8 protein-coding genes are annotated in these 12,586 nt (G+C 73.6%); 3 read left to right on the plus strand and 5 right to left on the minus strand.

The annotated features are described in order from the left end of the window. Positions 1–73 precede the first annotated feature (73 nt). Positions 74–1,735, plus strand: a complete 1,662-nt coding sequence (argS, locus tag QRN56_RS09350) for an arginine--tRNA ligase (RefSeq protein ID WP_285102616.1) — start codon at positions 74–76, stop codon at positions 1,733–1,735. Next, the gene (lysA, locus tag QRN56_RS09355; protein WP_285102617.1) at positions 1,732–3,093 is read left to right on the plus strand and encodes a diaminopimelate decarboxylase; all 1,362 of its coding nucleotides are present in this window, start codon (positions 1,732–1,734) and stop codon (positions 3,091–3,093) included. Before argS ends, lysA begins: the two co-directional genes overlap by 4 nt. A 32-nt stretch (positions 3,094–3,125) precedes the next feature. Here lysA and QRN56_RS09360 read toward each other — a convergent pair whose 3' ends face one another. From QRN56_RS09360 to aceA, 4 genes are all read right to left on the minus strand, one after another. Beyond that, positions 3,126–3,995 (minus strand): hypothetical protein, encoded by an 870-nt coding sequence (locus tag QRN56_RS09360; protein ID WP_285102618.1) that lies wholly within the window; start codon positions 3,993–3,995, stop codon positions 3,126–3,128. Between the two features lie 60 nt (positions 3,996–4,055). After that, positions 4,056–5,723, minus strand: coding sequence for a D-alanyl-D-alanine carboxypeptidase family protein (locus QRN56_RS09365; protein ID WP_285102619.1), 1,668 nt, complete (start codon positions 5,721–5,723; stop codon positions 4,056–4,058). Between the two features lie 463 nt (positions 5,724–6,186). Beyond that, entirely contained in the window at positions 6,187–8,070 is a 1,884-nt protein-coding gene (aceB, locus tag QRN56_RS09370) for a malate synthase A (protein ID WP_285102620.1), read from the minus strand. Beyond that, positions 8,070–9,428: an isocitrate lyase gene (gene aceA / locus QRN56_RS09375; protein WP_285102621.1), complete on the minus strand. Its 1,359-nt coding sequence runs from the start codon at positions 9,426–9,428 to the stop codon at positions 8,070–8,072. The genes aceB and aceA overlap by 1 nt, the downstream gene beginning before the upstream one ends. A gap of 273 nt (positions 9,429–9,701) precedes the next feature. On the opposite strand from aceA, the gene QRN56_RS09380 reads away from it, so the two are divergent. Further along, the gene (locus QRN56_RS09380) at positions 9,702–11,195 is read left to right on the plus strand and encodes a helix-turn-helix transcriptional regulator (RefSeq protein ID WP_285102622.1); all 1,494 of its coding nucleotides are present in this window, start codon (positions 9,702–9,704) and stop codon (positions 11,193–11,195) included. 20 nt (positions 11,196–11,215) lie between these two features. Here QRN56_RS09380 and QRN56_RS09385 read toward each other — a convergent pair whose 3' ends face one another. Further along, positions 11,216–12,511, minus strand: a complete 1,296-nt coding sequence (locus QRN56_RS09385; protein ID WP_285102623.1) for an extracellular catalytic domain type 1 short-chain-length polyhydroxyalkanoate depolymerase — start codon at positions 12,509–12,511, stop codon at positions 11,216–11,218. Between the last annotated feature and the right edge of the window lie 75 nt (positions 12,512–12,586).

Below are 12,586 nucleotides of genomic sequence, written 5' to 3' on the forward strand. Positions count from 1 at the left end.
GGGTGTGCCACCGCCGTCCGGCGCCTGTGGACAACCGGGGCGGGGCACCCGGCCCGGCCGATAGAATCGATCCGTGACCCCCACCGAGCTCTCCGAAGCGCTGAGCGCTGCCCTTGCCGCGGCCGTCGCCGACGGCACACTCGCCCTGCCTGCCGATGCCGTCCCGGCCTCGGTCCACGTGGAGCGACCCAGGCAGCGAGAGCACGGGGACTGGGCCACGAACGTGGCCCTCCAGCTCGCGAAGAAGGCGGGCACGACGCCGCGGGCGCTCGCGGAGGACCTGGCGGCGCGCCTGGGCGCGACCCCGGGCATCAAGTCCGTCGGCGTCGCCGGCCCGGGCTTCCTCAACATCACGCTCGACGCGGCCGTGGCGGGCGAGCTCGCCCGCACCATCGTGGAGGCCGGCTCGGCGTACGGCCGGGGCGAGGCCCTGACCGGCCAGGTGATCAACCTTGAGTTCATCAGCGCCAACCCGACCGGCCCGCTGCACATCGGGCACACCCGGTGGGCCGCGCTGGGCGACTCGCTGGGGCGCATCCTCCGCGCCGCGGGCGCCGACGTGACCGCCGAGTACTACATCAACGACGCGGGCGCCCAGATGGACCGCTTCGGGGAGTCCGTGCTGGCGCGTGCCACGGACGGCGAGGTGCCCGAGGGCGGCTACCGCGGCGAGTACGTCAAGGAGCTCGCGGCCAAGGTGCTCGCGGACCGCCCGGACCTGCCCGAGCTGCCGCACGACGAGGCCGTCGCGGTGGCCCGCGAGTCGGGCTACGCGCACCAGCTCGCCGAGATCCGCGAGGTGCTGGAGAGCTTCGGCGTGCACTTCGACGTCTGGTTCTCCGAGCGGGACCTGCACAGCTCGGGCGCCGTCGAGAAGGCCGTGGCCCGCCTGCGCGAGCAGGGGCACGTGTTCGACCAGGAGGGCGCGGTCTGGCTGCGCACCACCGACTTCACCGACGACAAGGACCGCGTGATGGTCCGGGCGAACGGCGAGCCCACCTACTTCGCGTCGGACGCCGCGTACTACCTGTCCAAGAAGGACCGTGGGTTCCCGGGCAAGATCTACCTGCTCGGCGCCGACCACCACGGGTACGTCAACCGGCTCAAGGCCATCGCGGCGTGCGCCGGGGACGACCCGGAGACGAACATCGAGGTGCTGATCGGCCAGCTCGTCAACGTCGGCGGCGCCAAGCTGTCCAAGCGCGCCGGCAACATCATCGAGCTGCGCGACCTGGTCGACTGGATCGGCAAGGACGCCGTGCGCTACTCGCTCGCGCGCTACCCCGCGGACACGCCGCTGGAGCTGCAGGGCGAGGACATGCTCAAGCAGACCAACGACAACCCGGTCTTCTACGTCCAGTACGCGCACAGCCGCACGGTGCAGATCGGCGCGAAGGCCGTGGAGCGCGGCGTGCGTCGCGCGGACGGGTTCGACCCGGCGCAGCTCTCGCACGCCTCGGAGGCGGCGCTGATCGGCCGCCTCACCGAGTTCCCGCGGATCGTGGCGCAGGCCGCCGAGCTGCGCGAGCCGCACCGCGTGGCCCGCTACCTGGAGGCCCTCGCCGGCGACTTCCACTCCTGGTACAACGACGACGAGAAGCTGCGCGTCACGCCGTACCCGGACGAGGAGGTCACGGACGCGCACCGGGCGCGGCTCTGGCTGAACGACGCCGTCCGCACGGTCCTGGCCAACGGCCTCGACCTGCTGGGCGTGAGCGCCCCGGAGCGGATGTGACCGGCGCGCCCTGGTCCACCGGTGTCGGCCGGCTGCCGGACGGCGCGCTGGCCGTCGCCGGCGTGGACGTCCGCGACCTCGCCGCCGAGCACGGCACGCCCGCCTACGTGCTGGACGAGGCCGATTTCCGGATGCGCGCCCGCGCGTACCGCACGGCGTTCGAGGCCGCGTTCGGCGCGGTCGGCGCGGGTGTGGACGTCTACTACGCCGGCAAGGCGCTGCTCACCGTGGCCGTCGCGCGCTGGGCGCGCGAGGAGGGGCTGCGGGTCGACACCGCCTCCAGCGGTGAGCTCGCCGTGGCGCTGCGGGCCGAGGTACCCGGGGCGGAGATCGGCCTGCACGGCAACAACAAGTCCGACGCCGAGATCCTGCGTGCCCTGGACGCCGGGGTGGGCCGCATCATCGTGGACTCGCTGGTCGAGATCGAGCGCGTCGCGCGGCTCGCGGCGGAGCGCGGGGTCGTGGCGCCGGTGATGGTCCGCGTGACCACGGGCGTGCACGCCGGCGGCCACGAGTACATCGCGACGGCCCACGAGGACCAGAAGTTCGGCCTCTCCGTTAACGCGGCGGACGGGGCGGAGAGCCCCGCGATGGCCGCCCTGCTGCAGGTGCTCAAGCACCCCGAGCTGAGGCTGCTCGGCATCCACTCCCACATCGGCTCGCAGATCCTCGACCCGGACGGGTTCGAGGCCGCCGCCCGCGTGGTGCTGCGCCTGCGCGCCGACCTGGCCGAGCGGTCGGGCGAGCTGGTCGACGAGGTCGACCTCGGCGGGGGGTACGGCATCGCCTACCTGCCGGGCGACGTCGCGCTCGACCCGGAGCGCGTGGCGAAGGACATCGCGCAGTCGGTCGCCGGGGTGTGCCAGGAGCTGGGCACGAGCCTGCCGCGGTTCTCGATCGAGCCCGGCCGGGCGATCGTCGGCCCCGCGGGCCTCACGCTGTACACGGTCGGCACGGTCAAGCCCGTCACAGTCTCGGCCGACGACGGCGCGGACTTCACGCGCACCTACGTGTCCGTCGACGGCGGCATGAGCGACAACATCCGCCCGGCCCTGTACGGCGCGGCGTACCACGCCGAGGTCGTGGGCCGGACGTCGGCGGCGGAGACCGTGCTGGCGCGGGTGGTCGGCAAGCACTGCGAGTCCGGCGACATCGTGGTGCACGAGGTGCGCCTGCCCGCCGACGTGCGCGCGGGCGACCTGCTCGCCGTGGCCGCCACCGGTGCCTACGGGCGCTCGATGGCGTCGAACTACAACATGCTGCCCCGCCCGCCCGTGGTCGCGGTGGCCGGCGGAGCCTCGCGGGTGCTGGTGCGGCGCGAGACCGAGGACGACCTGCTGGGCCTCGACCAGGGCTGAACCGGGTGCCGGCCGCGCGGCCGGCACCCAGGTCAGACGCCCTGGGCGTCGTCCACGTGGCACCCCTCGGCGGTGTCCTCGTAGTCGTCGATGTGCCCTTCGATCTGCTTGCCCAGCTCCTCCAGCTGGACGCTGAGCGCATCGATCTCGGAGCCGATGGTCTCCGCCGCGGAGATGTCGCCTGCGTTGATCGCGGCCATGAAGTCGTTCAGCCCTTCCAGGTAGACGACCGTCTTGTCGTCCAGCTTGGCCGAGACCTCGAGCATGGCGTCCGCGTCGTCGATCGCGCCGATGCAGGCGGTCGCCGTGGTCTCGGCCCGCTCCTTGGCGATCTCCAGGTCGTCGATCGTCGCGCGGGCCTCGGCGAGGGTCTCCTCCGCGCCCGCCAGGTCCGCCGAGAGCGCCGCCGCACGCGACTGCCAGTCGTTCGTCGAGACCACGCCGAGCGCGCCCCACACCACGGCCGCGATCAGCAGCACCACCAGCACGAGGGTGACGGCGTGGTTCTTGACGAACGCCACGGCGCCTCCGAGCGCCTGCCCCGGCGCCGGAGCGTCCGGGGCGCCAGGTCCGGTCGGTGCCACCGCTGACGGCTCCGGCGCTCCAGCCGGCCCGGCCGCGTCGGCATCTTCAGCCGGCCCGGCCGCGTCGGCCGCGGGCGGCGCCGCGCTCTCGGCGGTCAGCACCTGGCCGGCCGCCGGCTCCGCTCCGTCGTTCGCGACCTGGCCGGCCGCCGGCTCCGCTCCGTCGTTCGCGACCGGGTCGTTCGCGACCGGCCCGGCCGCCGTCGTGCTGCCGTTCGTGGCGTCGGAGACGGAGCCGTTCGATGCGTCCGGAGCCGGAAGGGGCTCGCCGGACGGATTCAGTTCTGGAGCGCGGGTCGCGCTCTCGTCGTCGGACATGGGCGCACCGTATCCGGCCAAAAGGGCGAAAGCCGACGTATTTGAGCCGGAGGTGAAAGATCACCCGGCCTGGTTCGTGGCCCCGCTCGCGCTGCCGCCCCCGAGCAGGCCGCCGACGACTCCGCCGACCACGCCCTCGACCGTGTCGCCGACCAGGCCGACCGTGCCGCCGACCACGTCCTCGACCAGGCCCGAGCCGGTGGGGGAGTCCGGGTCCTCCTGCGCGGGCGGTTCGGTCGGCGTGGGCTCGGCCGGGGCCGGCGGCTCGGGAGCGGTCGGCGTGCTGCCGCCCGGTTCCGCCGACGAGTCGCCGGAGACCTCGGTCCCACCGGATCCGCCGTCCTGCCCGCCGTCCGAGCCGGTGCCGGAGCCGGCCCTGCCGCCGGACGCCGGCCGCTTCGTGGCCGCGGCCTCCTCCGCGGGCCGGGAGCCCAGGTTCGCCGGATCGGTCCGGGACGCCGGGACCGACCCCCACGTGCCGACGTCGGCCGGATCGATGGCCCGGTTCGGTATCGAGCCCGCCGCGAAGAACTCGAAGTGCCACGGCTCCGGCTTGGCGCCGTCGAGCCGGGCCCAGGACGGGTTGTCCCAGCCGTAGTCGGGCGCGTGCAGGCGCAGCCACACGTACTCGGGGGAGCTGCCGCCGGCGACGGGGTCGCCCAGGTCGATCGCGAGGCCCCAGCCGTGGTTCGACGTGCCGGGGATCGCGGCCAGGTGCGGCTTGGTCCCCTTGACCACCACCTGCATGTCGTACGAGCGGTAGGAGTCCGTCAGCGGGATCGGGTGGCCGAACTCGTCCTCGAAGCGTGCGCTGAGAGCCGTCAGCCGCTCGGCCGCGTCGCAGCGCAGCAGGTGGCCGGGCGCGAAGGGCAGCGCGCAGAGCACGTCCGCGGGGATGCGGCCGTTGGCGTACCCCGCGGTGGAGTCGCCGTAGGCCGCCACGGTCTCCAGCAGGTTGCGGCGCAGCGAGGTGCCCGCGTCCGGCAGCGTGTCGATCAGCGCGGTGGGCGACGACGGGTCGAGCATGTTGGCGAGCCGCATCGCGGCGACGGCCACTTCGTCGAACGTCACGTAGCCCGGCCCCTCGTCGGGGACGGCGCGCTTCGGCGGGAAGGCCTCGGACGGGCCCCACTCCGGGGCCCTGCTCTGGTGGAGCGCGCTCGTGACGGTCCGGGACACCTGCTCGGCCCGCACCGCCTCGGCCGCGGGGGTCGCCGTGCCCGACTCGCCCGCCGCCGGCGCCGACTCGACCCGGAGCGGCCGGTCGGCCTCGGCCAGGGCGAGCTGTTGCGCCTGGTAGGTCGTGTAGAGCATGCCGAGCTCCGCGGCGGCCTGGGCGACGCCGGGGCTGGGTGACGAGCTCTGCCGCAGCGTCCGCTCGGCGCGGTCCAGGACGGCGAGGACCTGGCTGACGGTGACGCCGTCCGCCGGGGTGGCCGGTGCGGTGACCGGTGCGGTCACGGCCTGCCGGACGGCGCCCAGCCGCACCGCAGCCTGTCCCGCGCCGGACGCCGCGGGCACCGCCGACACACCCGCCGTCGACGCGCCGAGGAGCCCGGCGCCCGCCGTCGGGACGCTCGCGGACGCGCTGACGAGCACCCCGCCGGTCACCGCGAGGGCGACGACGCCGGTCCAGGCGCAGCGCCCGTGGCGGCCCCGGGTTGCGCGGCGCCGGCCGTCGGATCGGCGGAACGCCGCTCCCGGCTGGGACGACTGCGAGCCTGACACCCCTGGCCCTGACGCCCCCGGCTCGGCAGCACCGGCATGAGGCCTGCCCGGACCGCCCTCGCCCGACGTCCGGTCCACCGGCTGTGCACCGTTCGGCTGTTCGCTCACTGGTCAACGCCCCCTTGCGTATGACATCGGCGCCGGCGGACCACGGTCCGCCCGCCGACCGGTCGGGGCAGCGGAGCGGTCCGGAGACCCGCTGCCGTCCGTCGAAGAACGCCCAGGGTAGCGCTACTGACGGTATGTGCAACAACCGGAATGTCGCGCTTGCCGGCCCCACCCTGGCGGCACCCGCGCGCACTCCGCGCGCACCCCACGCGGCGCCCCGCGAGAGTGCCCGACGCCGCGCCGGTCTCACCCCAGGGGTGGTGGGGCGCCGAGAGAGCGGCGACCGGCACGGCGTCGGGCGGTGGAAGGGACGCCCCGCCACAGCGGGGCGTCCCAGCCTGAGGTCGACCGGCGGCTACGGCCGGTCGACGGGCGAGCCCACCAGGTGCCCCTGGTAGGCCGGGCTCGTGAGGAACGCCGGGAAGTCGTCCTCGAGAGCGACGCCCCGGAAGATCTCGGCCGCGTCGTCGATCCGGTTGCCGTGGCCGTGCGGCAGCGAGGCCACGACGTCGAGCAGGATGGCCTCGACGCGCTCCCGGGTCACGGGCTGCCGGTCGTCGTCGGTCACGGTGCCCGACGCGATCCACTGCCACACCTGGGACCGGGAGATCTCCGCGGTGGCTGCGTCCTCCATGAGGCTGTCCAGCGCGGCGGCCCCGGTACCGCGGAGCCACGCGTCGAGGTAGCGCACGGCCACCGAGACGTTCGAGCGCAGCCCGGCGGACGTCACGGTCGCCCCGGCCCGCCGCGCCGACGCGACGTCGAGCAGCTCGTGCTGCCCCACGGCGACGTCGGGCCGCAGGCGGGTGACCTGGTTCGGCGCGTCGCCGAGCACGGCGTCGAACTCGGCCTCGGCCACCGGGATGAGGTCGGGGTGGGCCACCCAGGTGCCGTCGAAGCCGTCGCCGGCCTCGCGCTTCTTGTCCACGGCGACCTGCTGGAACGCCTGCCGCGTGACCTCCGGGTTGCGGCGGTCGGGGATGAACGCGCTCATGCCGCCGATGGCGTGCGCGCCGCGCTTGTGGCAGGTGGCCACCAGCAGCTCGGTGTACGCGCGCATGAACGGCGCCGTCATGGTGACCTGGGCGCGGTCGGGCAGCACGTACGAGTCGCCGCGCGTGCGGAAGCACTTGATCACCGAGAACAGGTAGTCCCAGCGGCCGGCGTTCAGCCCGGCGCAGTGGTCACGCAGCTCGTAGAGGATCTCCTCCATCTCGAACGCCGCGGGGAGCGTCTCGATGAGCACCGTGGCGCGCACGGTGCCGCGCGGGATGCCGAGCGCGTCCTGCGCCACCTCGAAGACCTCGTTCCACAGCCGCGCCTCCCGGTAGCCCTCGAGCTTGGGCAGGTAGAAGTACGGGCCACGGCCGCGGGCGACGAGCTCGGCGGCATTGTGGAAGAAGTAGAGACCGAAGTCCACGAGGCTGCCGAGCGTGCTGCTCGTGATGCCGTTCGCGTCCGTGTACCGCAGGTGCGCCTCGTCGAGGTGCCAGCCGCGCGGGCGGAACACGATGGTCGGGAGGTCCACGAGGTCGGCCGACCGCAGCGTGTACTCCTTGCCGCCCTCGTTCGTGAAGCTGAGCGTGCCGCGGATCGCGTCGTGCAGCGCGAGCTGCCCCTCGATCACGTTGGGCCACGTGGGGCTGGACGCGTCCTCGGCGTCGGCCAGCCAGCACCGGGCGCCCGAGTTGAGCGCGTTGATGGTCATCTTCGGGTCGGTGGGACCCGTGATCTCGACGCGCCGGTCCTCCAGGCCGGGCGCGTTGCGCGATCCGGCCACCCGCCAGTCCGGGTCGTCCCGCACCGGCCGCGTCGAGGCCCGGAAGTCCGGGTCGCTGCCGTCGGCGATGTCCTGGCGGCGCAGCTGGCGCTGCGCGATCAGCTCGTCGCGGCGGGCGTCGAACCGGTCGTGGAGCAGGGCGAGGAACGCCAGGGCCTCCGGCGTCAGGATCTCGCCGTACCGCGGCCCGACGGCCGCGGTCACGGTGATCACGCCCCGGCGGGCGCCGGTCCCCGAGGCGCCCACCCCGCCGTTCGGCAGCGTGCTGGGGGCCGAGCTCCGGGGCGCGGGAGCCGGGGCGGGCACCTGCGTGGGAGCGGGGGTCGACGGGGTGGACGCGGTGCGGGGCGCCGTGGCGGACCCGGTGCGGGCCGCCGGCGGGGTGCCGATCCCGGCCAGGCCGGCGTCGGCGTCGTAGGGGCTGGTGCCCTGGGCGCGGGTGTCGATGGTGGCGGTCATCAGAACTGCGCCGCCTCGGTCGAGCCGGCCAGGGCGGTGGTCGCCGAGTCCGGGTTGAGCGCGGTGGCGACGCGGTCGAAGTAGCCGGTGCCGACCTCGCGCTGGTGCCGCGTGGCGGTGTAGCCGCGCTCCTCGGCGGCGAACTCCAGCTCCTGCAGCTTCACGTACGCCGACATCTGCTCGCGGGCGTACCCGTGGGCGAGGTCGAACATCGAGTAGTTCAGGGCGTGGAAGCCGGCCAGGGTGATGAACTGGAACGTGAACCCCATCGCGCCCAGCTCGCGCTGGAACTTCGCGATCGTGTCGTCGTCGAGGTGCTTCTTCCAGTTGAACGACGGCGAGCAGTTGTAGCTCAGCATCTGGTCGGGGAAGTCGGCCTTGACGGCCTCGGCGAACGTGCGGGCCAGCTCCAGGTCGGGCGTGCCGGTCTCCATCCAGATCAGGTCGGAGTAGGGCGCGTAGGCCTTGGCGCGGGCGATGCACGGCTCGATGCCGTTGGTCACCTTGTAGAAGCCCTCGTTGGTGCGCTCGCCGGTGATGAAGGGGCGGTCACGCTCGTCGACGTCCGAGGTGATCAGGGTCGCCGCCTCGGCGTCGGTCCGGGCGATCACGATGGACGGGACGTCGGCGACGTCGGCCGCGAGCCGCGCGGCGTTGAGCGTGCGCACGTGCTGCTGGGTGGGGATGAGCACTTTGCCGCCCAGGTGGCCGCACTTCTTCTCCGAGGCGAGCTGGTCTTCCCAGTGCACGCCCGCGGCGCCCGACTGGATCATCGACTTCATCAGCTCGTACGCGTTGAGCGGGCCGCCGAAGCCGGCCTCGGCGTCGGCCACGATCGGGGCGAGCCAGTCGCGGGTGGGGGTGCCGTTCTCGGCGACGTCGATCTGGTCGGCGCGCAGCAGGGCGTTGTTGATGCGGCGGACCACGGCGGGCACGGAGTTGGCCGGGTAGAGCGACTGGTCGGGGTAGGTCTGCCCCGAGAGGTTCGCGTCGCCGGCGACCTGCCAGCCGGAGAGGTAGATGGCCTGCAGGCCGGCCTTGACCTGCTGCACCGCCTGGTTGCCGGTCAGCGCGCCGAGGGCGTTGATGTAGTCCTCCTCGTGCAGCTGGCGCCACAGGCGCTCGGCACCGCGGCGGGCGAGGGTGCTCTCCTCGCCGACCGAGCCGCGCAGGGCGACGACGTCCTCGGCGGTGAAGCTGCGCTCGATGCCGGCCCAGCGGGAATCGGTGTCCCAGGACTGCTGCAGCTCTGCGGCCGTCTGGACCTGGTCCCCGGCGCGCACGGAGGCCTGCGCCGGCACCGCGGTCGTCGCGGACGTGGTCGCCTCGGACGTGTGGTCGATCGTGGGTGCGCTCATGGCGGGTCTCCTTCTCGGGACGGAACGTTGTCACCGCGTCTGCCGGTGACGTGTTACGACCATCTGCCCTCCGCGACCCCCTGCTCAAGCAGATCCGCGCAGAAGTTTTCGTGTTCTTCTGTTGATCGGAAGCCTTTGCCTATGTCACCCTCTGGCATGGCAGGAAGCACCGAGAATCGCGGAACCGCCCGAAACGCGGCATCCTCGCGTTCCCCGCAGAGCGGGCAGAGCGGTCAGCCGCGCCGGCAGGCGGCGGGCGCCACGCGCCGTCCGGTGGCGCGCCCCGCGCCTGGCGCGGCGGCGGGTGCCGCAGGCGGCCCGACGGCGGACGGCGAGCCGGACGCGCTCACGATCGGCCGGCGCATCCGCTACCTGCGGACGAGCAAGGGCATGACGCTCGAAGACCTCGCCGGCGCGATCGACCGCGCCCCGTCGCAGGTCAGCACGCTGGAGAACGGGAAGCGGGAGCCCAAGTTCTCCCAGCTCCAGGCCATCGCCCGGGCGCTCGGCGCCGGGGTGGACGACCTCCTGTCGGCCGAGCCGCCGTCGGAGCGGGACGCGCTGGAGATCGAGCTGGAGCGGGTGCAGCGCGGCCCGCTGTTCGCGTCGCTCGGGATCGACGGTGTGCGGATCGGCAAGTCGCTGCCCACCGACGCGCTCGGCACCATCCTGGCGCTGCACCGGGAGCTGGAGCGCCTGCACACCGAGCGTGCGGCCACCCCCGAGGAGGCGCGCCGGGCCAACGGCGAGCTCCGCGACGACATGCGCGCCAAGGACAACTACCTGCCCGAGCTGGAGCAGGTCGCCAAGGAGCTGCTCGCCGACGTGGGGCACACCTCCGGGCCGCTGCCGCAGCGGATGGCCGCGGAGATCGCCGCGCACCTGGGCTTCACCCTGCACTACGTGAGCGACCTGCCGCACTCGACGCGGTCGGTGATCGACACCCGCAACCGCCGCGTCTACCTGCCGTCCAAGGGGTTCCGTGGCCGCTCGAACACCCGATCGGCGCTGCTCCAGGCGCTCGCCTCGCACGTGCTCGACCACACCGAGCCGGGCCACTACGGCGAGTTCCTGCGCCAGCGGGTCGAGGCCAACTACCTCGCGGCGGCCCTGATGGTGCCGGAGAAGCCGGGCGTGAAGTTCCTGCGCGACGCCAAGGACGAGCGCTCCATCGCGATCGAGGACCTGCGCGACGCGTTCGGGGTGTCGTTCGAGACCGCCGCGCACCGGTTCACGAACCTCGCCACGCGGCACCTCGGCATCCCGGTGCACTTCATGAAGGTCCACGAGTCGGGGATCCTGCACAAGGCGTACGAGAACGACGGCGTGCGGTTCCCCTCGGACGCCCTGGGCGCCGTCGAGGGCCAGCACGTGTGCAAGCAGTGGACGGCGCGCCAGGTGTTCGACGTCGAGGACCGGTTCAACCCGTACGCGCAGTACACGGACACGCCGTCGGGCACGTACTGGTGCACCTCGCGCGTGGAGAACACGTCGGACGGCGCCTTCTCGGTGTCGGTCGGCGTGCCGTTCGCGCACGTCAAGTGGTTCTCCGGCCGCGAGACGACGGTCCGGTCGGCCTCGCGGTGCCCCGACGAGTCGTGCTGCCGGCGTCCGCCCGCGGACCTGACCGAGAAGTGGGGCGACTTCGCCTGGCCCTCCGCCCGGCCGCACGCGTCGATGCTCGCCGCGATGCCCTCGGGCGCGTACCCGGGCGTGGAGACCACGGAGGTCTACACGTTCCTGGAAAGGCACGCCCCCGAGGGCTGAGCGGATTCGGCAGCGCTGCGTCAGCAGCCCGTGACCAGGTCGTACACCCCCTCCGACGTCTCCCGCAGGGTCGTCACGGTCGCGTTCCCCTGGCCGAGATAGTCCAGGGAGCCGACGGCGTAGAACGGGTTGTACGGGTTGATGCCGTACGACGTGGCCCGGCCCGCGGCCTGGTGCTGGGCGTTCGTGGCCGCGCCGCAGAACAGGCCCGGCGGGTCCGTGGGCGGGTCGGTGGGCGGGTCCGTCGGCGGGTCGGTGGGCTCGGCCGACCGGTCCACGCGCCGGTTGTTGTCGAAGAAGAAGTCCGTCACGTAGGCGGGGTAGTTCACCGAGCTCGTCGAGATGTACGAGCCGCCCGGCCCGCCGCCGGCCGGCCACGCGTGGCCCACGTTCGTGTTGGCGATGAGGGAGACGCGCGGCCCCGCGGCGTCGGACCACAGCGTTCCGCTGCCGGCGGTGTTCGTGCCGGGCAGCCCCGCCAGGGAGAACGACGACTGGCTGGACGCGCCGTAGATACCGGCCATGACCTGCGCGTTCAGCGTGTTGTAACCGGTCGCGACGGTCGTGTCGGACGACCCGTACACCACCGACGTCACCTGCGTGCCGAAGCCCGGCGACCCGGTCGAGGCGAAGTTGCGGCAGACGGTGGTGGCCTGCGCCTGCGTGGTCGCCACCGACCCGATCTGGCCGGACGTCGTGCCGACCGTGGGGCCGGCGTTGATGCCGATCCCCGCGAAGACGTCGGGCGCGAGGCAGCCCATGACCATGGTCTCGCCGCCGCCGGAGGAGAGCCCGGAGAGGTACACCTGGTTGGGGTCGATCCCGAGCGAGGCGTCCCCGAGCAGGTCGTCGACGAGCTGCAGCAGGTTGTCGTCGTGCCGCGCCGGGTTGGCCCGCGAGTGCGAGGTGTCGTAGTAGTCCCAGCAGCCGAGCAGCACGCCGCCGTTCGGCGCCGCGGGGACGGCCACGACCATGCCGTGCTCGTCGGCCGTCGTGGTCCAGTTGCCGCCGCTCCTGAGGTTGGCCGACGTCTGCACGCAGCCGTGCAGGTTGATCATCAGCGCCCGCCCGGCCGCCAGCGCGGGTTCCGAGGTCGGCACGTAGAGCTGCGTGGTCATCCCGCCCGCCGTGCGGGACGACCAGGCGCCGGCCGCGGCGACCTGCTCGACGGCGGTGGGCGCGCCGGGCTGGGCGGCCGCGGTCGTGCTCGCGACGGCGGCCGCCGCGGGCGGGACGAGCGCCACGGCGACGGCCGCGATCCAGACGAGCGCACGGCGGCCGGGTCGGCCGGGCGGGCGCGGGGACGGGTGTGTCATGCGAACCTCCACGTCGAGGTCGTGCTGCCCGAGGCGCTCCGATGCGCGGGGTCAGCCGGACATCTGCGGACATTA

The organism is Promicromonospora sp. MEB111, assembly GCF_030209445.1.
Taxonomy (GTDB): domain Bacteria; phylum Actinomycetota; class Actinomycetes; order Actinomycetales; family Cellulomonadaceae; genus Promicromonospora.

Excerpts from the sequence above, each read along its gene's own strand:
- aceB (WP_285102620.1), bottom strand. The coding sequence starts at position 8,070 with ATGACCGCCACCATCGACACCCGCGCCCAGGGCACCAGCCCCTACGAC.
- QRN56_RS09360 (WP_285102618.1), bottom strand. The coding sequence starts at position 3,995 with ATGTCCGACGACGAGAGCGCGACCCGCGCTCCAGAACTGAATCCGTCC.
- aceA (WP_285102621.1), bottom strand. The coding sequence starts at position 9,428 with ATGAGCGCACCCACGATCGACCACACGTCCGAGGCGACCACGTCCGCG.
- QRN56_RS09385 (WP_285102623.1), bottom strand. The coding sequence starts at position 12,511 with ATGACACACCCGTCCCCGCGCCCGCCCGGCCGACCCGGCCGCCGTGCG.